Source organism: Dysgonomonas sp. Marseille-P4361, from assembly GCF_900343125.1.
GTDB lineage: Bacteria > Bacteroidota > Bacteroidia > Bacteroidales > Dysgonomonadaceae > Dysgonomonas.
The window spans coordinates 858,847-881,876 of sequence record NZ_OPYL01000001.1 but is presented as its reverse complement, the minus strand read 5'-3'; the positions used below and the strand labels follow the sequence as shown (position 1 = coordinate 881,876).

Sequence of the window (23,030 nt, the reverse complement as noted above, 5' to 3'; positions counted from 1 at the left end):
AATATCGATATTTGTTAATACGATATTGACAACAGCTATTAAACTTACCATCCAATTATTACTTCTATTTAAGAGAACAATTTATAAATAAAGCTTGTTCATCTTAAATGTATCAATTAAGAATTTTAAGTTATCGTAAATACTTTATCTTTGCAATGGCTTAAAACACAACTTCGATTATCAATGAAGCAATACTGGAAAATTCTCAAGAAATATAAAGTCAGTTTACTCATAAGTCCTCTTCTTGTGCTGATCACCGTTGTATGCGAAACAATACAACCTTGGTTTATGGCAAGGATTATCGACGAAGGAGTCATGCTGAAAAATCTTTCTCTCATTACTGAGCTGGGTCTATACATGGTTGGTATCTCCATACTCGGACTTATCATCAGCATCCTCAACATATATGTATCCTCTCAGACTGCAATAGGTTTCGGTACCGACCTTAGAGGCACTTTATTTAAGAAAATACAGGAATTATCTTTCGCTGAGATAGACCGCTTCAACTCTGCATCTTTAATAACAAGGCTGACCAATGATATAAGCAGAATACAACAAGTCATATTAATGGGGATGCGCCTCATGTTGCGATCGCCTCTGACATTGATAATAGCTACAGTATTTGTTTTCAAGATAAATACAGACATGGCTGTTATCTTAATGGCTGCTATTCCAATACTAGGAGTGAGCGTTTTCTTGATATTACGCAAAGGTGTTCCTTTATTTATGAAGGTACAACAAAAGATAGACCAGCTCAATGCTGTTGTAAGAGAAAACCTTATCAATATACGAGTTGTGAAATCATTTGTACGCGAAGACTTCGAGGCTAAAAAATTTGAAAAGAGTAGTGATGAGCTTCGCGATATGGTGATAAAAGCATCGAATGTAGTGGTGACCGTATTTCCTGTCATGCAGCTTATCATGAACCTTTCTATCATCGTTATATTCTGGGCTGGAGGTATAAAGGTTATGAATAGCCAATTGCAAATAGGAGAACTCGTTTCTTTTGTCAACTATCTTACACAAATCCTGATGGCTCTTATGCTCCTTTCGATGGTAATAATGAATATTGCCCGTGCATCAGCTTCATCCGAACGGATTATTGAAGTATTGGATACAAATTCAAGTATCACCAACCCTGAAAACAAAACGACTAACAACTATCGAATAACTAAAGGAGATGTTACCTTTCGCGACGTATATTTCAGATACAATGGAGGAGAAAATGATGTGCTTAAGGATATCGACTTCGAAACCAAGCAGGGTGAGACGATTGCTGTTGTAGGAGCTACCGGTGCAGCCAAAAGTTCAATGCTACAACTTATACCGCGTCTGTACGATGTCACGGCAGGAGCAGTTCTGATAGATGGCATTAATGTGAAAGATTATACACTAGACGAGTTACATGCCAATGTAGGAATGGTTTTGCAGAAAAACGAATTATTTACAGGTACAATCATCGATAATCTTAGATGGGGAAAACCTGATGCCAGCATGGAAGAAATAGAAGAAGCCACAAAAGCAGCACAAGCCCATGATTTTATTATGTCTTTTTCGGATGGATACAATACAATGCTCGGACGTGGAGGCATCAACGTATCGGGAGGTCAAAAACAGCGTCTTTGTATTGCCAGAGCTTTATTGCGAAAACCTAAGATTCTGATTCTGGATGACAGTACAAGTGCAGTAGATTCAGAAACCGAACTGAAAATAAGGGAAAGTCTCAGCCGGCTGTTAAAAGATACAACAGTATTCATCATTACACAGCGAATAAACACAATGCAATCGGCTGACAAGGTCATTGTCTTGGAAGATGGAGAAATAGATGCAATGGGAGCTCCGTCTGAACTAATAGAACATTCAGAAGTGTACAAAGAAATCTATAACTCGCAACAAATAGCATTATAAGTATGGCTCACGGAGATCAATATAAACAGGATGGTAAAGCAACTGAAGGAAGAAAGACTTTCTTCAGACTGATATCGTATCTCGCTTGCGACAAAAAGCTATTAACAGTTATAGGCTTTCTTATCATTATAGGGATAGCATCCAATCTACTTGGTTCGTATATGATACGTCCTATCATTAATGATTATATTATCCCGGGTGATTTTACGGGCTTGGTCAAGACTCTCATTATCTTAGCTGCGATCTATATTATCGGAGCCGCTGCTGTATACATACAATACCGACTATTAAATAAGATAGGACAGCGTACCGTTATGCGTATGCGTACAGACCTTTTCAACAAGATGGAAAGACTTCCTCTTAAATATTTTGACACACACCAACATGGAGACTTAATGAGCCGATATACGAACGATATAGATCAGGTCAGCAATGCATTAACAGACAGTTTATCTGACTTGTTAACTAGTGCTTTGATGTTGATCGGAATATTAAGCTTGATGATTTATATCAGTCCTATTCTGACCCTTGTTACTCTCATTACAGTTCCGCTGATGTTTCTTTCCGCAAAAACAGTGGTCAAGCAAAGTAAAAAATACTTCAAGGCTCAACAGGAGACATTAGGACGAACGAATGGTTATATAGAAGAAATGATCAGTGGCCAGAAAGTCGTTAAAGTGTTCGGTCACGAAAAACAAATAGAAGAAGATTTTGATGTACTAAATCAAGACCTGAAGAATAAATCATTGAAGGCTCAGTTCTACTCAGGGCTGATGATGCCTCTTATGCAAAACCTCAACACTCTCAATTATGTTTTGGTTACAATCGTTGGAGGTTTGCTGGCTATTTTCAGAGGATTCGACGTCGGGGGATTAGCTGCCTTCTTACAATATTCAAGACAGTTTGGCCGTCCTATCAATGAGATAGCAAGTCTTTACAATAGCATACAAGCTGCCATTGCCGGTGCCGAACGTATATTTCAGGTCATTGACGAAGATACTGAGCCCAAAGATTCTCCGGAAGCAATCGTTATTAACGGTGTTAAAGGTGATCTGAAAATGACAGATGTTTATTTTGGCTATAAACCCGAAAAACTAATTCTAAAAGGAATTTCCTTACATGCAATCCCGGGTGCAAAAATAGCGCTGGTAGGGGAAACCGGAGCCGGGAAGACGACTATACTGAATATGCTTCCTCGCTTCTTTGATATCCGTTCGGGAGAAATATCCATAGATGGAGTTCCTATACAGAACATAAAAAGAGACAGCCTGCGAAAGACAATGGCTATTGTACTGCAAGAGACTCATCTGTTTACAGGAACTGTAGCCGAAAATATCCGATTTGGACGATTAGATGCTACCGACGAAGAAGTTATTCAAGCAGCCAAACTTACTGCTGCACATTCTTTTATCAGACGTTTACCGAAAGGATATGAAACTCAGCTCGAAAATGATGGAGCCAATCTCAGTCAGGGGCAACGCCAATTGCTTAATATTGCAAGGGCTGCTATTGCTGATCCGGCTATACTTCTGCTCGACGAGGCAACAAGTAATATTGATACCCGCAGTGAGTTGCTGATACAAAAAGGTTTAGATAAACTAATGAAAGGGCGCACAAGCATTATCATAGCACATCGCCTATCCACAATTAGAAATGCTGATAAAATATTGGTAATGGATCATGGGCAGATCATTGAGCAAGGAACTCACCAAGAATTATTAGAATTGAAAGGAAAATATAACTCCTTGTACCAACAACAATTCGAAGAGTTCTAATTTCGTATTTCATATAATTAACTATCCATTATATTTTTCTTGAGAAAAGAAATATACTTTTAGTGCGTTTTTCTCAAAACTAAACTATAATGGAAACAAAAAACAGAGTCCCATTTAGCGCCCTTGGGGTAGTCTTAGCCATCGGAATTGTTTTTGGAGATATTGGTACATCTCCTTTGTACGTAATGCGAGCTATCCTCAACGGATTACCAGTGGGACAACTTAACAACCCTGACTACATTTTAGGAGCAGTTTCCTGTGTCATCTGGACTTTGACAATTCAAACTACACTCAAATACGTTATTATCACCTTAAGAGCCGACAATAAAGGAGAAGGGGGTATTCTTTCTCTTTATGCGTTGATACGGCAGAAGTATCGCTGGGCATATATATTGGCCGGAATAGGCGCAGCAACCTTATTGGCTGACGGCATTATAACCCCCGCCATGACAGTCATGTCTGCAGTGGAAGGCTTAAACACCATTGCACCCAATATACCTGTTGTTCCTGTCACTATAATCATTATCCTTTTTCTATTTCTTGTACAGCCCTTTGGTACAAGTTCCCTAGGAAAATATTTCGGTCCCTTAATGATTATCTGGTTCTCAATGATGGCCACTGTTGGAATAAGCCAAATAATAACAGACTACAGTGTTTTCAGAGCTTTTAGTCCTGTGTATGCCATCCAGTTTTTAAAAGAAGTACCGCAAGCTATGATAATATTAGGGGCGATATTTCTTTGTACGACGGGAGCTGAAGCTCTATATTCAGATCTTGGACATTGCGGACTGAAGAATATCCGTGTATCATGGATATTTGTAAAGACCACTCTAATAATCAATTATTTGGGACAATCCGCTTGGGTTATAAACAGTCCAAATGTTACACCAGATGTTAATCCTTTCTTTGCTATGATGCCCGAATGGTTTAGTTTGGCTGGGGTTCTTATGGCTACCACTGCGGCAATTATAGCCAGTCAGGCATTAATAAGCGGTTCTTATACCGTAATAAGTGAGGCTATCTCTCTGAATCTATGGCCTAATGTAAAGATACGCTATACATCAAATATTAAAGGACAAATATTTATTCCTTCTATAAACTTTTTAATGATGATTTTATGTATAGTCATTATCCTTACGATGCAATCATCAATGAAACTGGAAGCAGCTTATGGCCTTGCTATCACATTAAGTATGCTGATGACAAGCGTGCTATTATTCTTATACTTTATGAAGAACAACAAGCCTCTTTGGTATAGCATACCGCTTACTTTGTTTTTTATCACTATTGAATTTAGTTTCTTCTTAGCTAATATGGAGAAATTTGCACACGGAGGATTTGTTCCTATTATAATAGCCGGCATCTTGGTTCTTCTTATGTATTCGTGGTATAATGGTAGAAGAATAAAACGACATTATACAGTCTACGATCAGGTAGACGAACACTATATCAATCAAATTCTAAAGATAAGCGAAGATACAACTGTTCCAAAAGCAGCAACACACCTAGTATATATTGTCAAGGCAAACAATAAAAATTTCTTGGAGAGTAAAATAGCATATTCTTTATTTAAAAGAACGCCTAAACGAGCCGACACCTACTGGTTTGTACGGATAAAGAGGACAGATGAACCTTATGAATTTAGATACGAAACGACAGAATACGCTCCTCAAAAAATATTCCGAATAAATATATATGCAGGTTTTAAGCTAGGCATACATACTGATAAATATGTAAACCTCATAACAAATGAGCTGGAACGACAAGGCTTAGTTGACCTATCAAGTCGCTATCCATCGATGCAGAGTGCTGCAGATAAAAGAGGTGATTTCAAATTTATAGTAGTTGACCGCATTTTCAGGAATGTGCATATGAATCCTTCTCGCCAGATTATTTTCGGTTGCTACAATGTAATAAAGAAGCTGACAACTTCCGATACTCAAATGTATGATATCGATCCATCTTTAGCCGTTGTTGAGACTGTTCCGTTAAAACAAATTGACCATACCGAAGAACAATTAAAAGAATTGCTTCTACAGTCGGAAGAAGCCTCAAATACGTAGTCCGTCCAAAAGTTTTACATATAACTCTATCGCCTCTCTTATTTCGCTCAACAATATATATTCGTCAGCAGTATGTGAACGAGCTGAATCTCCGGGTCCCATCTTCAGAGTAGGGAAAGGCATGAATGCCTGATCGGACAAGGTAGGAGAGCCATAGGGTTCTTTACCTATCATGATAGCACGTTGTACGAAAGGGTTTTCTATAGCTATTCTTGACGAGTTCAGTCGGAAAGATCTAGGCACAACTTCACATCTAGTATGCTTATCTATTATCTCGAACAGCTCCTGATTGCTGTATAGTTCATTGCTTCTCACGTCTACCACAAATTCGCATCTATCGGGGACTACATTATGCTGAGTACCTGAATTAATCATCGTAACAGACATCTTTACAGATCCTAGCAAATCGCTTACTTTCGGGAATTGATATGACTTGAACCACTCAATATCTTGCAAGGCATTGTAAATAGCATTCTCTCCTTCGTCACGAGCAGCATGTCCTGCCCTACCCTTTGCAATACAATCCAACACCATCAAACCTTTTTCTGCTATTGCCGGATGCATTTGTGTCGGTTCTCCCACAATACCAAACGTAATTGGAGGCAGTAAAGGAACTGCAGCTTCTGCTCCGTTTTTCCCTGAAACTTCTTCTTCGCAAGAAGCTAAAAAGACAAGATTATAATCCTGTTTCTTTGAACTTAGGATAAAGAATGTATGTAATAGGCAAACAAGACTTGCGCCTGCATCGTTACTCCCCAGTCCATAAAGTGTATCTTCTTCTACTTCGGGACAGAAAGGGTCTTTAGTCCACCCAGAAACCGGTTTTACGGTATCCATATGCGAGTTCAGAAGAATAGTGGGTTTCACTTCATCAAAATCCTTATTCTGAATCCAGAGATTATTCCCCAACCGTTGCGGCTCAAATCCCATTTTTCGCATTTGATTGGCTATTAATTTTGCCACAGGGTCTTCCTCTCTGCTAAAAGAAGGAGTGCTTATCATCTCCTTTAGTAAGTCAACTGCATTGTAATATAGTGCGTCGATATCGTGTTCCATCATTTCCCATTTTAACAAAAAAGTAACAAAGGTGACATTCTTGTCCATCAATTATCAGCCTCGGTTTCTTTTAATCTTCTTTATCTATAGATAATTTATTAATGCATTGCCAAAATCAGCTCGCCTATTTTCAGGTCAAGAGGAGTTGTTATTTTTATATTGGTTACCTCTCCCTTTACCAAGTGAACATGCACTCCGTCAGCCTCTACTACCGAAGCATCATCAGTAAAAGTATTATTAAATTCTACCTCATAGGCTTTCTTTAAGACTGCTGTTTTAAAGACTTGAGGAGTTTGAACTAATCGTATTTTGGAGCGATCGATAATTTTACTTCCCTCCTCGTCTATCATCTCACGCAAGCTATCTGTTGAATCAATCACCGGAATTGCTGCATCAAAGTCTGCCAAGGCATCAAAGCAACGAGCGATCATTTCTTTAGAGGCAAAAGGTCTTACACCATCTTGAACAGCTACAACTCCATCCTCAACCAAAGCCAAACCATTCTTTACCGAATGAAAGCGGGTTTCTCCTCCATCGGCTATCTGATGAGGTATATTGAACTTATATTCTACACATAACTGCTTCCAATAATCTTGATGCGAAGGGGGCAGAACAAGGATTATACGTATATCCTCATCGAAAGAATGAAAAGCTTCAAGTGTATGCATCAAAACAGGTTTACCGCTTATAGGAATAAATTGCTTTGGTAAGTCACTTCCCATGCGCAGCCCTTTACCTCCGGCTACAATGACAACATTATTCCTGCTCATTCTATCTTATCTAATATTTTCTGAATCTCAACATTTGTCTTTTGCAATTTATCTTTGCAAAATTTGATCAGATTGGCTGCTTTTTTCACTTCCTCCAACAAGACGTCCACATCCAGATCTTCGTTCTCGATGCGAGACATAATATCCTGCAATTCTTGCATTGCTTCGCCATATGATTGCTCTTTCTTTGCCATAATCTAAAATAATTTACTGATCCAATATACTGCAGCCCCAAGTACTGCAACAACTACCAATGCTGCCGTTATTTTCTCCATCGTATTATATTCCTTTGTCAACACAATATGAGCTTTGTTCTCTTTGTCGATATAATAAGACTTTCTTTTCCCTGTATTTACATAAGCCAATCCATCATTAAAGTCACTCGCTTTGATGTATTGTAGAGGGATAACTTGTTCATTATTCTTGTTTATAAATCCCCATCGTCCACTTTTCTGAGCTACAGCCAAGCCTTCCTTGAAATTGCGTAAATCATCATACTCGAAAGGGATGACAATCTCACCTCGTTCGTTTATACATCCATATTTTCTTTCATGTCTTACAACCAAAAGCCCCTCGTTAAAAACTTCCTCAACGAACTCGTAGGGTGAAGAAAAAACCTCTTCTCCTGATTTGTTCAATACAATTAACTTTCCCTCTTTTTCTACACAGATCAGTCCATTCCTACATTCGCCGACAATAGTATATTCCATAGGAATAACTATGTTTCCTAAAGCATCTACACAACCCCATTTGTTTTCTTTGCAGACCTGCCCCAGTCCTTCATTAAATGCTAGGACATCATCATATTCGAGAGGTACAACAACTTCTCCTTTTGTATTAATAAATCCGGCTTTATCATTCTTTACCACTCCACATAATCCTTCGCTAAACCAAAGAACATCATCATAGATATAAGGAATAACCTGTTCTCCTTTTTTATTAATGAATCCCCACTGTCCATCTTTTACCACAGTGGCAAAACCATCCATAAAAACATCTGCATCAGTATAATCTCCACTGAGCACTACATCCCCTGATTTATTAATAAACGCTCCTGAATCTTGCTTCTTGACAAATGCCAAACCTTCGCTAAAAGGGTAGGTCAGGTCGTATTCACATGGAATTACCAATTCCCCTTTCTTGTTGGCATAGCCCATCCCTTTTCGGGTTGCAACTTGTACCATTCCGTCACGGAAGTTGAATGGCAAGACATATTTTATCGGTTTTATTTCTGTATTCATTAATTTTATCTTATTGTACTATCGATTCTATATTTCCATCGGCAAAGTAAGTTGTTATTTTGTCTCCACTTTTCAGAAGAGAGTATTCTTTTATTACTTTACCATCTTTCATTGTCAAAGTATAACCTTTCTTTAATATATTTTCAGGAGAAGAAAATGCTAGTTGTTTTTCATACATATCCAATCTGACAGATTCTTCTTTATAGTGTTGTTGCACATTTTTTTTCAGTCCATCTTCAATAGCAAGTATGGCTGTCAACGAGTTTTTCACATTTTGATCCAATCGACGTCTTATGCTATCTTCTAACTGGATAAATTTATCGTTATTGGCTTTCATAATCCGCTGCATACTTTTACTCAATGTAGCATTTACAGATGACAGAACATTTTCCTGTTCTTTATACCACCCCCGAAGGAAGAAAGTATTTTTAGTTTCAAAAACGCTCACCTTCACAGTCTCGTCCTGCAATCGCTGTTGAACTAACGAGACTATATCCTGGGCAATATAGGACAATTCGGTCTCCGCTTCAAGTATATTGTTTATAAGGAATTCTGCTACAGCCGTTGGAGTTTTTGCTCTGGTGTGAGCAACGATATCAAGAACTGTATCGTCTCTTTCGTGCCCTATTCCAGTAATAATAGGAAGAGGAAATTGAGCACAACTGGCAGCCAGAAGGTATGAGTCGAAACTACTTAAATCGGATGTTGCTCCTCCTCCTCTGATAATAACAACTGCATCGAAACAATCCTGGTGTTCATATATTCTTTCCAGAGCTGCAATGATAGAACTCTCCGATCTTTCACCTTGCATGATAGCAGGAAACAGCTTCGTGTAGAATACAAAACCATATGAGTTCCTATTGAGTTGATCTAGAAAATCTTCATAACCTGCGGCTGTGGGAGAAGATATGACAGCAATACGATTCGTAGGCACCGGAAGTTCCAATTCTTTGTTTAGATAGAGGACTCCCTCATCCTCGAGTTGTTTTATTATGGCGGCTCTGTTCAACGCTTGATCTCCTAGCGTGTAGCTTGGGTCAATATCGTGAACTGTAAGACTAAATCCATATAATTCATGAAACTCAACGCTAACCTGCACCAGTACTTTCAGACCGGAAGCAAAAGGTTGTTTTGTCGCATTTTCGAAATAGGCTCTTAGTATATAGTAAGTATTTGCCCATATCATCCCCCGCGAACGGGCTATGAGATTCTTACCTCTTGAATCTTTCTCTATAAATTCTAAGTAGCAATGTCCATTCTGATTTACACGTACATCGCTCGTCTCAGCCCGTACCCAGAACATATCCGGAAGGGTGTCTGTTAGGACACCCTTTATCAGATTATTTAGTTCATATAGTGAGATGGCTGAGTTGTTCATCTTACTTCTATTTCTCTGCTATTATTTATTTCTGCAACCGTTATTTTTTCTTTTTATCTACTAAGCTTTGGGCTATTTCCATTGCCTTTTTCATATCGGGCAAGCCATAGCCATAGTCTTCATTAAATTCTTCGTACAGATCCGATGATTGTCTTACTACTTGTAAGACTTCTTTATTTGTCAATGTAGGGAATGCCTGCCACAGACAAGCTACCATGCCGCACATGATAGGTGAAGAGAAAGAAGTTCCACTGCTTCTACTTACAATTCCTTTATCGTTCACTACCGTAGCACCAACGCCAAGTGCCATTACATCGGGTTTTACCCTCAAATCGGCGGTCATTCCTCGTGAGCTAAATGTAGCAACTACTGAGTCTCTTTGCACAGCACCCATTGTCAACACATCAACCGCATCGGAAGGAGGTGTTATTTTTCTCCATTCAGAATTTCCCGAATTACCTGCACTGATAACGAGCAACATTCCTTTATCTGCAGCTTTATTTGCAGCTTTGGTTATGTGAGCCGTTTTGCCATCCAAATCTTTATGTTCATAACTTCCTGCAGGCTTATCAAAATTACTATACCCCAACGAAGTATTCACTACATCTACCCCAACACTGTCTGCGTATTCGATTGCCGCCGCCCAATAATCTTCTTCAACCGGAAATTCAGAGCGAGTATCTTCGGATGTAAGCAACCAAAAGTTTGCATGTGGAGCTGTTCCTACAAATTGCATCGGTTTATTTGCTCCAATACATGACAATACTTGTAAACCGTGCTGTCCTGCATTCTCGAACAGATTCTCAAATTTGTAGATAAAGCCTTTCGATCCTTTTACATTTACATTATCCAGCATCTCTACTTGAGGGAAATGATTAAAACCTCCATCAATAACAGCAATATCTATTCCTTCCCCTTTGAAACCTGCATCATGTAAATGATGTGCATTATTTAATTTTATATTAACATCACCTTTTCCATAATAATTTCCGAAAGCTATTTCTTCTTTTGCCGGATACTGTATTATACTATCTGGTTTTTGTACTTCTTTCATTTTGCCTTTCCATACCAAAACGGCATCTTCTACAAAAGGTAATTCTTTGTATTTTTCTACCATTGCACTATCTTCGCAATGAACACAAACCGATTGTAACCATTTACTTTTAGCGATGACAACTCCGCCTAAGTCTTCAATAGTTTTTATATAATCTTGAGAAATAGGAAGATCCGATTCATCAATCTTTATTCCTTGTCTTTCTCGCCTTTCAATAGCTTTCTTTGTTAAGAACTTCTCCGGTTTCTTTATCGAATAAAAAGTTTTACCCTTATCTTTTAATAAAAGACGAAACTGATAATTATAGTCTTGCGAAGAGACAAACTGTGCCACTAAAAAGAGGCTTAGGATTAAAGCTATTTTCTTCATATCGTTATGTGTTTATATAAAAACAAAGATAATAATTATTAGTTGTGGCTCTACTAAATCATTTTCAGAATAAGCATTTTTGTAAAAATTCACATCAAAAGAAAAATCTTTATCCTTTTAACAATTATATTCTGATATATTCCCCTCTTCTATTATAAAAAAAGAGGATTAATTCTTCATTAATCCTCTTTTTCTTTTTGCTACAAATTTCTATATTTCAATACAAACTGTAATTCCTTTAAACATCACGTTTCTCTACTTTTATTTTTAAAACATCATTGGACCCCGTCCGCGACCGCCAGGAGCACCACCTGGATGTCCTCCAGGGCCTCTCATACCAGGACCTCTTTCCATATCTGTACTTTTCGCTCCTCCTTTGAAGGATTGGAAACGAATCGTTAAGCCTACCATAAAGTAACTAGAGATTGTATTATAAGTATTATAACTTATGCTTCGGGCATTTGCCGAACGTGATATATTACTTCTTTCTTGTAAAATATCATACATCCTGAATTTCAAGGTTGCCGGCAGAGCATTCGATTTTAATTTAATATTAAATTCTTTTGCCAACTCGGCATTCCATATCCATGAATTTTGCTGATAACCATCTTCGTAACCCGAATTAGAAGAATAATTAAGATCACTTGACAAGATAAAATTATAAGGAAGATACCATGTAAAATCTCCATAGCCTCCGAAGTCATAAATTGCTTTATCATTCTTTGTGGAGTATGAGTTCTTTGCATCCTCGTAAGAAATATTACCTCCTATATTAAATTCGAACTTGTCGCTTGTAAATTTCAACCTCAAATTTTCTGAAATTCGATAAACATTGGCTGTGTTCTTCACAGATTCTTCGCTTCCTATCGCATATAGAAGGGTATTGTCACGAGTATAGTTTAAAAAACTGTGTGAGTTAATTGAGAAGTTTCTATTCTTTAACGGAGTATTATACATAAACATTACACGCCCCGTCATATTACCATCCATATTCTCATAATACGTATTACGGCTGTTACCTTCTCCCATTTTTTGTATCGATACAATATCATTCATCAAATAAGTAAAATTAGCAAAAGCCATAATCGTTGAAGCCTTCTCCGGATTGTATTTTTGATAACGAAGATTCATACGATGCTCGAAACTTGGTTTCAAGTTAGGATTACCCCAGGTTGTATCTGTTGCATTCTGGCTAATAATCCCATCAAACAATTGGTTTGTTGAAGCTTGTTTAGTCCTCCCACTATATCTGAGTCTCAGATTATGACGTTTATCCCATAAATAGTTAAACTCTAGCTTAGGTGCGAAGTTCATAAAATTACGAGCTTTATCTTTATCTTCTGCCAAATTTGGTTGCACCACAGTCGTTTGCGAGCGAGATGGTTCTAGTCCCATCCCTATTGTATAATTGTATTTCTCTCTACGTGCCTGAAAGTTTAACGATATATTTTGATTCAAGAAACTGTTCTTCGTATTTCTTGTATAGTCTTCAGCTAATTCTGTATAGTCCTTCGTATCCTCACTATAATTATAAGTTACCTTATCAGTCTCTGACTGTGTATTTCTTATATCATAAGCCAATTCCAAGAAATTATTCTTCCCTATAGGTTCCAAGTATGAAACACGAGCTCTCCAGTTATAACTATTGTTTTTCTGTTTATACGTCTGATCTTGAACAGACAAAGAGTCTAAGTTATAATAGTCATTTTCGGCATACTCCAACCCATTATTGTCTCCATCCGAAAGGCCTCCGGATAGTTCTAATGTCAATGATCGACCTTTATTATTCAGTTTCCTATTGATTAGCAAATTCCCATCAAATCCAAAAGTTTCACCTTCAGACATACGACTCCCTATTGACTTAAAGTTATTAGTAGTAAGGGAGCTGCTTTTTCTTTCTTTATCACTAGTTGTCAATGAGTTCGATTTTTTATACGACAAACTAGGTCTAAAAATCACATTCGTCAAACTATCTGGTGTCCATTCAAAACGGAATCGGGTATTAAAGTTTTTATTATTTGAATGCTCAACCGTAGAGCCTTCTTCCGACATATCCTGATCTAGATACTGAGTACTACTAGTCGTTTCCAATACATTATCTGGCTCATTATATTGGATATCCCCATCAAACTTCAACTTATCGGATGGTTCCATGGCAAGATTCACACCACCCATAATAGTCTCTGTCACTCCTCTATTTCCTCCCCAACGAGGACCACCCATACCTCCGGCATTAGCATTGTTATTATTATTAAAATTCCCCAGTGCCGAAATTCTATTATCATCTCTGGCTACATTGATAAAACCATTAGCCTCATATCTGTCTTTATTTCCATATCCTCCCAAAACGCTTCCCATGATTCCTTCCTTCATTCCGGGACGTGCTATCAAATTTATCACCGTCTGCTCTTCACCATCGTCAAACCCTGTCAATTGAGCCATATCCGACTTTTTATCAAGCACTTGCAATTTATCGATCATCTTAGCCGGTAAATTTTCAGAAGCAATCTTAGGATCGTTGCTAAAGAACTCTTTCCCATCAACAAGAATTTTAGTTATATCTTTCCCATTAATGGTTATTTTTCCTTCAGAATCAATCTCTGCCCCCGGAATTTTCTTTATCAAATCAGCCAGCACGGCAGTTTCTTGCACTTTGTATGCTGCCGCATTATACTCTGCGGTATCTCCTTTAATTACTATCTCAGGCGCCTTGGCCTCTACTATAGTTTCGGATAAAAAGATTCCATCTTCTTTCAATAAAATTTCTCCTAAAGCTGCATTTTTTCGCGTATCAACATCGAAGAAGCGATCGAGATACCCCAAAAAGGAAACATGCACGACATAGCTTCCTCCTTTAACAGCAATAGAGAATTTACCTTTGTCGTCTGTTACGCCTCCTGCGACATAAGCACTATCTTGTGCATTTAGTACCCGAATACTCGCAAGTTCGATACTTTCTTTACTTGCATCATCTATTACAGTACCCGTTATATTTCGGGTTTGAGACTGTGCATTCACTCCAAACATAATGCACAAAAAGAAAAGCAGAATATATTTCCGTTCCATTATTAATTTTTTGCCTAAAAAAACACTATTTACCTAATTGAAAAGATGAGACTCGAAAAAAGAGAAAAGGTTTAACTAAAATCACTTTTTTTATGAAATATTTTATTTACACTCCGTTTTTAGCTTCGAAAAGATTAAATCATAGCGAAATACTCCTTGACAAAAAAGCATTATATTTGTATCTTTAAAAGAACAATAAAAAGAGAGGTGTAATACTCTATCCTATATGGCAAAAAGAACTGTACAAAAAAAGAAAACTTCAAATACTGTATCTTCGTTTATCGAAATCATAAAAAAAGAACGAACAAAATTCTTACTGGGTGTCTGCCTTGCCTTTTTTGGCGCATATATCCTTTTGGGAGAGATATCTTTCTTTTTTACGGGAGCAGCTGATCAGAGCAAAGTCGCCAATCGATATTTCCTGGATTTAATTTCTCAGAAACAAGAAATCAGCAACTGGACTGGAGTAGCCGGAGCTTTTATTGCTGAAAAGTTTATAAACGGATGGTTTGGTATCTTCTCGATGCTGATTCCTATCTACTTTATACTGATGGGGCTTAAACTCATGAGAGTTATTAACATTTCAGCTATTCGCTCATTCCTTTTATCCATGTTTGCGATGATATGGGGATCGATTACCAGTGCATTCATACTGTCAAGACTATTTGGAGACAGTCACATCATATGGGGAGGAGCTCATGGACAGGCAATAGAAGGTTTATTAGAAGCCACACTTGGCATTCCGGGCGTTGTAATGGTTATCGTACTACTACTCATCATTTTCCTTGTTATCACCAAAAAGACATCGATGGAGTTCTTTCGTAATCTATTCAAAAACCCAATCAAATCTAAATCCCCAGATGTAGAATTTGAGGTGGAAGAGTACCCTGAAGAAGTGGAAGAAATAAAAGATGACAAGAAAGGCTTATTTAGTTTCTTAAAAAAGAAGAAAAAAGAAGGAGATGAAGCACAACAACCTGTAGAGGATAAGGAAACAGAGGATGACGGTTTCGAGCCAATAGAACCAATCCAACGGAAGCCTAAAGGAGCCATCCTCCACATGGAAGAGGACTTTGAGATAGTCGTTCCCGAAGATGAAGAGTTTATTCAACCGACAAAAACTGCTTCCCAAACAAATTCTTCGGAGGCAAACAACATTTCTGATACAGAAGAAGATATTTTACCCGAAGATGAAGAAATGGAGGAATATGATCCGACTAAAGATTTATCCAACTTTCACTTCCCTTCTATGGAACTTCTCAAAGTATATGATACTACCGGGAAAGGGGTTGATATGGATGAACAGAATGCCAATAAGAGTAAGATTATAAACACACTTCTAAATTACGGCATTGAGATCACATCCATTAAAGCTACCGTAGGACCGACAATTACTCTGTATGAGATAGTTCCAAAAGCAGGTGTAAGAATTTCTAAAATCAGAAATCTAGAAGATGACATTGCTCTTAGCCTTTCTGCTTTAGGCATACGTATTATTGCTCCCATGCCGGGTAAAGGAACAATCGGAATTGAAGTACCGAACAAAGAGCCTCAGATAGTTTCGATGCAATCTGTTATTGCTTCTCGCAAATTTCAAGAGAATACGTTCGATCTTCCTGTAGCGTTAGGTAAAACAATTACGAACGAGATCTTTATGTTCGACCTTTGCAAGATGCCTCACTTGCTTGTAGCAGGGGCAACCGGACAAGGAAAATCGGTAGGACTGAATGCTATTATCACATCGCTTTTGTACAAGAAACATCCCGCTGAAATGAAAATGGTATTGGTAGACCCTAAGATGGTTGAGTTTAATATCTATTCGCGCATAGAAAAGCATTATCTAGCAAAACTACCAGATGCCGAAAAAGCAATTATTACGGATGTATCCAAAGTAACACAGACGCTGAACTCTCTTACCAAGGAAATGGATGACCGTTATGAATTATTAATGAATGCTGGTGTTAGAAACATCAAAGAATATAACGAAAAGTTCAAAAAACGCAGGTTGAATCCATTGAAAGGACATCGCTTCCTTCCTTATCTGGTTATCATCATCGATGAGTTTGGTGACCTAATAATGACTGCCGGAAAAGAAATTGAAATGCCTATTGCTCGTATTGCTCAAAAGGCACGTGCCGTTGGTATGCATATGGTGATTGCGACACAACGTCCGACAACGAATATTATTACGGGAACAATTAAAGCGAACTTCCCTGCACGTATGGCTTTCCGCGTAACATCGCAGATAGACTCACGCACCATCCTAGATATGTCGGGAGCGAATCAGCTCATCGGACGAGGAGACTTACTTTTCTCACAAGGTAGTGACTTAGTCCGTATACAATGTGCGTTTGTCGATACTCCTGAGGTAGAAGGTATCGCTCAATATATTGGAAACCAGCAAGGTTATTCTCATGCATTCGAATTACCAGAATATGTTCCTGAGGGTGGAGAAGACAAAGTCGGTGGCATAGATCTTAACGACCGAGATCCTTTGTTCGACGAAGCAGCTCGCTTGATCGTAGTACATCAACAAGGCTCAACCTCACTTATTCAACGTAAATTTTCAATAGGATACAACCGTGCAGGACGGTTGATGGATCAGCTGGAAGCGGCCGGTATCGTGGGTCCTACTCAAGGGAGTAAAGCCAGAGAAGTTTATATCGCAGACGAATATAGCTTGGAGCAAAAATTAAGCTCTTTATAAAAAAACGATCCTTCCTATTTTCTAAATAAGCGAATTATAAGATTATATGCAGCATCTTCGTATTAATTACGTCTATACAATAAGTATTGCATATTATTAATAACAAAACTTTATAAAGTATTACCAATTATGTTTAACAAAAAATTATTCTTTGCATTGATGGCCATTAGTGCCCTTTCATTCTCTTTCATTAGTTGTAGCAACGACGATAATGAAGATAATGGTAAAAATTATTCTATTCCTTTGACTTACAAAAAGACAGAGGTTGTCGAGTTTAAAATGTATGTAGGCTCAGAAACAGGAGGAAAAGAAGTATCAACAGAGAATATTGATCCTAAAAAATTCTGGGATGGATATACTCCTGAAGATGATGATTTCTTTTTTGGTCGTGAGATCCTTTTTAAAGACAATAATAGCCTTTCTTTAAAGATAGAAGATGTAAATCGCACTCTACCTTATAAATTTGAAGACAATGGTGCTCTTTTCGTATATAACGAAAACGCGGAAAGACCTCAAGATGAAAAGTTCTTGCTTGGATATGGAAACACCCATAAGATAATAGCCTATGGACATTGTTCTAGGTTTAATAAGATTACAGGAGATGGATCCGCAGCAGGTTCGGGAATAGACGATGACGGAGAGCATACTTCTCTAAATGATTTCATTGGCAATGAAGAAGGCGACATATTTGGGTCTTTAGCAGAAATGAAACATAAAGAAGATACTATTATGTGGTATAACTTCAAAGTTATTTATACCAAATAATACGATTATTTTAAATATTAAAAAGCTGCTTTTCCTTTATGGTTAAGCAGCTTTTTTGTTGATTGTAAATAAATAATTCTAAGCCTCCTCTTATCCTCCCTCTCAATTAATTATTTTATATTTGTATCTAAAAGTAAAAAAAATGAAGATCATTACTTCTATTCCTTATCTATCGTTTATTTTATCAATAATGATCTTTGTTTCTTGTGGAAATAATAATCAAAAAGATTCTTCAGAAACACAAGAATTCCAATCAACTATAGAAGCTCAAGATCTTGTTCAAGTAAAAATTGACAGTTTTAAATACGAATATACTAAACAGAAATTTCAGTTAATCATAGACAGTTTCCCTCAATTAAGTGGAATAAATGGTATAATAGAACATCCAGACAGCGCATATTTTAAACATCCTGTATTTGTAAATGAATACACTTTTGGGAGTGAAGTGGGACAAGATGAATTTTATCTTTTATATGCTTACTTTCTAAGGCAAAAGAATGGAGATAAATATAACAAGGAAAGAGATACTCTCATAAACATATACAGAAAACTTAACGAATTTTACCAAGAACTTAATAGAGGTGGCACCTATTTTGGTCATATGTACGAAAGAATAGTCGGGTATGCCGAATATGATATATATTGCTTACCTCAAAAAAAAGGGAATATCTCTATCGGTAATTTTGTAAGGCAAAAGGAAGACTTCATTTCATCTTTTGATAAAGAGATAAACAACAAAATAGAAGAATTATCCGATCAAGGAGAAAGCATAAATAAGGAGGAATTGCAAGAATACGTTAAAGACCTGAACAATATGCTTACAAATGAGTTCTATTTATCCAAAGCTGATGATTTTAAAAAGAAACATTATAATTATTAAACCCTTAGCTAAAATAAGTGTCTAAAAGGAAACAAGCATAACAAAATATGAAAACAAAACTGACATTAATAACATTTCTTGTTGCATGTACATCTATTCTTTCGGCTCAGAATGCCCGAACTATACTAGACAATGCGTCCGAAGCATATCAGAAAGCGGGAGGGATCATTGCTACTTTCACACTGGAGAGCAGAGATACTAAGGCGAAAGATACATATAGCTATGATGGTACAGCACATATGAAAGAAGATAAATTTAAGATAGAGATCCCTGATGCTATCACATGGTTTGATGGAGCTACTCAATGGGTATATATAAAAGATACGGATGAAGTAAATATTAGCAGTCCGACAGGCGAAGAATTGCAATCTATTAGCCCATCTGTATTATTCAATATCTATAAAAAAGGTTTCAATTTATCTTATAAAGGAGAAAAAAGAAGTGCAGGAAAGCTTGTTCACGAAATAGAGCTTACCCCTCAAAAGAAAACTGGAGATTTCACTAAGATTGTTGTGCAAATCAACAAGGCAAATAATATATTTCACAGAATCACTCTTACCGATAAAAATGGATTAGAAAACACCCTTACCATTGTGAAATACCAGACAAGAAACGCTCTTGCTGATGACACTTTCAAATTCAACAAAGTAGACTATCCATCGGCTGAAATCATAGATCTTCGATGAATAGATTCTGTTTATCATTCCATAAAAAATATGAAAGGCACATGCTTTGAATCGATAAACAAGTTTTATATCTTTGTCTAAGAAATAAGTAAAATATATAATCAAGATACATTATGAATGAAAAAGTACGCTGCTTAATTATCGGTTCAGGACCTGCCGGATATACTGCTGCAATCTATGCTTCAAGAGCAAATCTTTCACCGGTTCTATACGAAGGAATTCAACCAGGTGGACAATTAACAACAACTACAGAGGTGGAAAACTTTCCTGGTTATCCTGAAGGTATTACAGGAACAGAGCTAATGGAAGATCTAAAAAAACAAGCTACTCGTTTTGGAGCCGACATCCGCTTTGGAACAGTTACAGCTGTTGATCTTAATTGCTATCCTAAGAAAATAGTTATTGACGGAGAAAAAACAATTGAATCTGACACTGTTATTATAGCAACAGGTGCTAGTGCAAAATATCTTGGACTTCCTGATGAAGCAAAATATGCAGGAATGGGAGTTTCTGCATGCGCCACATGCGACGGTTTCTTCTATCGCAAAAAGAGAGTTGCTGTAGTTGGAGGAGGAGATACTGCTTGCGAAGAAGCTATTTATTTAGCAGGGCTTGCAGAAAAAGTTTATCTGATCGTTCGTAAACCATTCTTGCGTGCATCAAAAGTAATGCAGGACAGAACTATGCAGAACCCTAAAATTGAAATACTTTTCGAATGTAATGCTGTTGGCTTGTTTGGAGAAAATGGAGTAGAAGGAGCTCATATCGTAAGACATATGGGTACAGATAAAGAAGAAAAATTTGACATCAACATTGATGGTTTCTTCCTTGCTATTGGTCATAGCCCTAATACGAAGATATTCGAAGGTCAATTAAACCTAGACTCAGTTGGATATATCATTACTGAGCCAGGAACGCCAAAGACTTGGATTGAAGGGGTATTTGCAGCAGGAGACGTTGCAGACCCTCACTATCGTCAGGCTATTACAGCTGCAGGAAGTGGTTGTCAAGCAGCCATAGAAGCTGAAAGATATTTGAGCGAAAGAGGATTATAATATAATCAAATTTAGACTTAAAAAGGTTCATACAGATATTGTATGAACCTTTTTTATTATTTTAGCACAAACCTTAAATCGGCATGGACTGGAAGAATCTTTTTTATTTTCAGAAAGGTGACAGAATAGCAATCTGCATATCACTTTGCTTAATCGTTATATTAGGAGGTTTGCTTATGTTCTCAAAGCCTCGTAAGGAAAGTAATTCAGCAATCAAAACAAATGAAGAATTCGACCAATTCTTATCTCAACTAAAAAATACAGATTCCATTGATACTAACCATAAAAAAGCGTACAATAGAAACAACAATTACACCTATATTCCTAAACTTTCTAAAGGGGAAACAATAGAAATAAACAATGCTGATACTACTCAACTAAAAAGAATACCCGGCATAGGTACTTCGTATGCAAATAGAATAATAAAATACAGAAATCTATTGGGAGGGTTCACGTCGCTAGATCAACTAAACGAAGTATGGGGTGTTGATATAGAGTTATTCAATAAAATCAGACCATATCTAAGCATCAATCCCTCTGTGTCGAAAATAAAAATAAATTCTGCCAGCATTAAGGAATTAGTAAAGCATCCCTATTTAAATTACGAACAAGCCAAGGTTATTGCAGACATGCGAGATCGGAAAGGGAAAATAGAATCAACAAACAGGTTAAGTTTACTGGATGAATTTACTCAACAAGATCTAATGCGTTTGACCCCCTATTTAGAATTCGATTAGATATAATATTCCGCCAGATCGACCAATCCCGCACGCATAGCATATTTAACCGCTTCGTGCACATTGTTCACTTCCAGCTTTCTGAAGATATTCTTTCGATGAGTTATTACTGTATGAAAGCTCAAATTCCGTGAAGCTGCAATTTCTTTAGTTGTTCTCCCAAGAGCAATTTCCTTAAGGATAGCTTTCTCTCTTGCTGTCAATCCTTTATCTACATCTTCTTTTACAGTTTTCTGAGGTTGCAGCAATTGATTAGACACACGCCCACAAATAAATCGTTCATCTCTGAATAAGTGAATCACACCTATATTTATCTCGTCCAAATCACAAGCCTTTAGTACAATACTGTACAACTCACTACTAATAACTATTCGGTGCAAGAAATCATAGCTCAATTCATCCGAGAACAGATACCAGCGCGATTGAGGGAAGCGATACCCCAGATTCAATAATTCATCCACACTCGTAAAATCAGATAATGTATAATCTAACACAACGGCAGAAGTTGGGTTCGCAATTAACAGTTTTACAAGTTCCGACTTATTTTCAACAGAAAGGACTGAAGACGCTTTTTTACTCATATTAATAAGCGTCTCCATCCCTATTCTGGTTATATCCTGATTATCGAAAAGAATAATATCTTTCATCCAGTACTTTATAGATCTACCTTTAAAGATAGTTATTTCTTATTGAAAAACTTAGAAAAGAAAAGCATTTGATAATCTATAGCATCATTCCAATAGCCATGAGTATGTCCTCCCGGACGGGTTACATATTCATGACCGATATTACGATACAACAGTTCTTTATGTAATTCTTCATTTACTTGGTAAAAGAAATCCTGCACACCACAATCTATAATTATAGCTAAGGTATTTGGCTCTATCTCATCTAAAATATTTATAACAGTATGACTTTCCCAAATCTCTTTATTTTCTTTATAAATACCGAGCCAATCTTTCATATTCCAGTTATTGGGGAAAGGACGTATATCTACTCCCCCACTTAAAGAACCACAAGCGCCAAAGACATCTGGATGATTAAAGCCTAACCACAGACCACCATGTCCTCCCATACTAAAACCTGTAACAGCACGCCCTTTAGGTGATGCTACAGTTCTATAATTATCATCTATATAACTAGTAAGCTCTGACGACACATAAGTTTCAAATTGCATTTTAGGATCAACCGGACTATCCCAATACCAACTATTCTGCCCATCAGGACATACGAAAATCATTTGCCATCTATTAGCTTCCTCTGCTAATGTCTTCTTAGTAACTTTCAGCCAAGTGTCATATGTTCCTCCATGCCCATGCAAAAGGTATAATACCGGATACTTCACATCCGAAGCTTCATCATAGCCTTCGGGAAGGACTACAAGATTCTTTATTCCTCTGTTCATCTTTGCACTGAACACTTCAATGGTATCTACTCGCTGAGCAAATGCAGTAGTTATAGAAAAGATGCTAAAGAGTAGAAATAAGATTACTATTTGTTTTCTCATGTTATTATATTAT

General features: G+C 37.2%; 18 protein-coding genes. 9 read left to right on the top strand and 9 right to left on the bottom strand.

Annotated features, from left to right (window positions below; all coding sequences use genetic code 11):
* Positions 1-183: 183 nt before the first annotated feature.
* From DHU68_RS03720 to DHU68_RS03710, 3 genes are all read left to right on the top strand, one after another.
* Positions 184-1,908: an ABC transporter ATP-binding protein gene (locus tag DHU68_RS03720; RefSeq protein WP_108821595.1), complete on the top strand. Its 1,725-nt coding sequence runs from the start codon at positions 184-186 to the stop codon at positions 1,906-1,908.
* A gap of 2 nt (positions 1,909-1,910) precedes the next feature.
* A complete protein-coding gene (locus tag DHU68_RS03715; RefSeq protein ID WP_108821594.1) occupies positions 1,911-3,683 on the top strand; it encodes an ABC transporter ATP-binding protein in 1,773 nt (590 codons plus the stop codon).
* 89 nt (positions 3,684-3,772) lie between these two features.
* Positions 3,773-5,746, top strand: a complete 1,974-nt coding sequence (locus tag DHU68_RS03710) for a KUP/HAK/KT family potassium transporter (RefSeq protein ID WP_108821593.1) — start codon at positions 3,773-3,775, stop codon at positions 5,744-5,746.
* Here the strand turns inward: DHU68_RS03710 and DHU68_RS03705 are convergent.
* The 7 genes from DHU68_RS03705 to DHU68_RS03675 form a co-directional block, all read right to left on the bottom strand.
* Positions 5,735-6,802 carry a M20 family metallo-hydrolase gene (locus DHU68_RS03705; protein WP_108821592.1) on the bottom strand — a complete coding sequence of 356 codons (1,068 nt, stop codon included), beginning with the start codon at positions 6,800-6,802 and terminating at the stop codon, positions 5,735-5,737. The genes DHU68_RS03710 and DHU68_RS03705 overlap by 12 nt on opposite strands.
* Positions 6,803-6,900: 98 nt before the next feature.
* The gene (locus DHU68_RS03700; protein ID WP_108821591.1) at positions 6,901-7,572 is read right to left on the bottom strand and encodes a 2-C-methyl-D-erythritol 4-phosphate cytidylyltransferase; all 672 of its coding nucleotides are present in this window, start codon (positions 7,570-7,572) and stop codon (positions 6,901-6,903) included.
* Positions 7,569-7,766, bottom strand: coding sequence for an exodeoxyribonuclease VII small subunit (gene xseB, locus DHU68_RS03695; RefSeq protein WP_108821590.1), 198 nt, complete (start codon positions 7,764-7,766; stop codon positions 7,569-7,571). The genes DHU68_RS03700 and xseB overlap by 4 nt, the downstream gene beginning before the upstream one ends.
* Positions 7,767-7,769: 3 nt before the next feature.
* Positions 7,770-8,813, bottom strand: a complete 1,044-nt coding sequence (locus DHU68_RS03690) for a WG repeat-containing protein (protein WP_108821589.1) — start codon at positions 8,811-8,813, stop codon at positions 7,770-7,772.
* A 10-nt stretch (positions 8,814-8,823) separates the two neighbouring features.
* A complete protein-coding gene (gene xseA, locus DHU68_RS03685) occupies positions 8,824-10,191 on the bottom strand; it encodes an exodeoxyribonuclease VII large subunit (protein ID WP_108821588.1) in 1,368 nt (455 codons plus the stop codon).
* A 40-nt stretch (positions 10,192-10,231) separates the two neighbouring features.
* The gene (locus tag DHU68_RS03680) at positions 10,232-11,614 is read right to left on the bottom strand and encodes a S8 family serine peptidase (protein WP_108821587.1); all 1,383 of its coding nucleotides are present in this window, start codon (positions 11,612-11,614) and stop codon (positions 10,232-10,234) included.
* A gap of 267 nt (positions 11,615-11,881) precedes the next feature.
* Complete coding sequence (locus DHU68_RS03675; RefSeq protein WP_108821586.1) at positions 11,882-14,680, bottom strand: TonB-dependent receptor; 2,799 nt, start codon at positions 14,678-14,680, stop codon at positions 11,882-11,884.
* A 226-nt stretch (positions 14,681-14,906) separates the two neighbouring features.
* Here DHU68_RS03675 and DHU68_RS03670 point away from each other — a divergent pair, with 226 nt between their 5' ends.
* The 6 genes from DHU68_RS03670 to DHU68_RS03645 all read left to right on the top strand — a co-directional run bounded on the left by DHU68_RS03670 (position 14,907) and on the right by DHU68_RS03645 (position 21,510).
* Positions 14,907-17,387, top strand: a complete 2,481-nt coding sequence (locus DHU68_RS03670; RefSeq protein ID WP_108821585.1) for a DNA translocase FtsK — start codon at positions 14,907-14,909, stop codon at positions 17,385-17,387.
* Positions 17,388-17,516: 129 nt separating this feature from the next.
* Positions 17,517-18,152, top strand: coding sequence for a hypothetical protein (locus DHU68_RS03665; protein ID WP_108821584.1), 636 nt, complete (start codon positions 17,517-17,519; stop codon positions 18,150-18,152).
* 142 nt (positions 18,153-18,294) lie between these two features.
* A complete protein-coding gene (locus tag DHU68_RS03660; protein WP_108821583.1) occupies positions 18,295-19,032 on the top strand; it encodes a hypothetical protein in 738 nt (245 codons plus the stop codon).
* Positions 19,033-19,079: 47 nt separating this feature from the next.
* Positions 19,080-19,718 carry an outer membrane lipoprotein carrier protein LolA gene (locus DHU68_RS03655; protein ID WP_108821582.1) on the top strand — a complete coding sequence of 213 codons (639 nt, stop codon included), beginning with the start codon at positions 19,080-19,082 and terminating at the stop codon, positions 19,716-19,718.
* Between the two features lie 113 nt (positions 19,719-19,831).
* Complete coding sequence (trxB, locus tag DHU68_RS03650; protein WP_108821581.1) at positions 19,832-20,773, top strand: thioredoxin-disulfide reductase; 942 nt, start codon at positions 19,832-19,834, stop codon at positions 20,771-20,773.
* A gap of 83 nt (positions 20,774-20,856) precedes the next feature.
* A complete protein-coding gene (locus DHU68_RS03645; protein WP_108821580.1) occupies positions 20,857-21,510 on the top strand; it encodes a helix-hairpin-helix domain-containing protein in 654 nt (217 codons plus the stop codon).
* On the opposite strand, the gene DHU68_RS03640 is transcribed toward DHU68_RS03645, so the two are convergent.
* Together DHU68_RS03640 and DHU68_RS03635 are read right to left on the bottom strand one after the other, a co-directional pair.
* The gene (locus DHU68_RS03640) at positions 21,507-22,157 is read right to left on the bottom strand and encodes a response regulator transcription factor (protein WP_108821579.1); all 651 of its coding nucleotides are present in this window, start codon (positions 22,155-22,157) and stop codon (positions 21,507-21,509) included. The genes DHU68_RS03645 and DHU68_RS03640 overlap by 4 nt on opposite strands.
* A gap of 32 nt (positions 22,158-22,189) precedes the next feature.
* Entirely contained in the window at positions 22,190-23,017 is an 828-nt protein-coding gene (locus DHU68_RS03635; RefSeq protein WP_108821578.1) for an alpha/beta hydrolase family protein, read from the bottom strand.
* Positions 23,018-23,030 lie beyond the last annotated feature (13 nt).

Excerpts from the sequence above, each read along its gene's own strand:
- xseA (WP_108821588.1), bottom strand. The coding sequence starts at position 10,191 with ATGAACAACTCAGCCATCTCACTATATGAACTAAATAATCTGATAAAG.
- DHU68_RS03710 (WP_108821593.1), top strand. The coding sequence starts at position 3,773 with ATGGAAACAAAAAACAGAGTCCCATTTAGCGCCCTTGGGGTAGTCTTA.
- DHU68_RS03700 (WP_108821591.1), bottom strand. The coding sequence starts at position 7,572 with ATGAGCAGGAATAATGTTGTCATTGTAGCCGGAGGTAAAGGGCTGCGC.
- DHU68_RS03675 (WP_108821586.1), bottom strand. The coding sequence starts at position 14,680 with ATGGAACGGAAATATATTCTGCTTTTCTTTTTGTGCATTATGTTTGGA.
- DHU68_RS03670 (WP_108821585.1), top strand. The coding sequence starts at position 14,907 with ATGGCAAAAAGAACTGTACAAAAAAAGAAAACTTCAAATACTGTATCT.
- DHU68_RS03720 (WP_108821595.1), top strand. The coding sequence starts at position 184 with ATGAAGCAATACTGGAAAATTCTCAAGAAATATAAAGTCAGTTTACTC.
- DHU68_RS03715 (WP_108821594.1), top strand. The coding sequence starts at position 1,911 with ATGGCTCACGGAGATCAATATAAACAGGATGGTAAAGCAACTGAAGGA.
- xseB (WP_108821590.1), bottom strand. The coding sequence starts at position 7,766 with ATGGCAAAGAAAGAGCAATCATATGGCGAAGCAATGCAAGAATTGCAG.
- DHU68_RS03665 (WP_108821584.1), top strand. The coding sequence starts at position 17,517 with ATGTTTAACAAAAAATTATTCTTTGCATTGATGGCCATTAGTGCCCTT.
- trxB (WP_108821581.1), top strand. The coding sequence starts at position 19,832 with ATGAATGAAAAAGTACGCTGCTTAATTATCGGTTCAGGACCTGCCGGA.
- DHU68_RS03645 (WP_108821580.1), top strand. The coding sequence starts at position 20,857 with ATGGACTGGAAGAATCTTTTTTATTTTCAGAAAGGTGACAGAATAGCA.
- DHU68_RS03660 (WP_108821583.1), top strand. The coding sequence starts at position 18,295 with ATGAAGATCATTACTTCTATTCCTTATCTATCGTTTATTTTATCAATA.
- DHU68_RS03655 (WP_108821582.1), top strand. The coding sequence starts at position 19,080 with ATGAAAACAAAACTGACATTAATAACATTTCTTGTTGCATGTACATCT.
- DHU68_RS03680 (WP_108821587.1), bottom strand. The coding sequence starts at position 11,614 with ATGAAGAAAATAGCTTTAATCCTAAGCCTCTTTTTAGTGGCACAGTTT.
- DHU68_RS03690 (WP_108821589.1), bottom strand. The coding sequence starts at position 8,813 with ATGAATACAGAAATAAAACCGATAAAATATGTCTTGCCATTCAACTTC.
- DHU68_RS03640 (WP_108821579.1), bottom strand. The coding sequence starts at position 22,157 with ATGAAAGATATTATTCTTTTCGATAATCAGGATATAACCAGAATAGGG.
- DHU68_RS03705 (WP_108821592.1), bottom strand. The coding sequence starts at position 6,802 with ATGGAACACGATATCGACGCACTATATTACAATGCAGTTGACTTACTA.
- DHU68_RS03635 (WP_108821578.1), bottom strand. The coding sequence starts at position 23,017 with ATGAGAAAACAAATAGTAATCTTATTTCTACTCTTTAGCATCTTTTCT.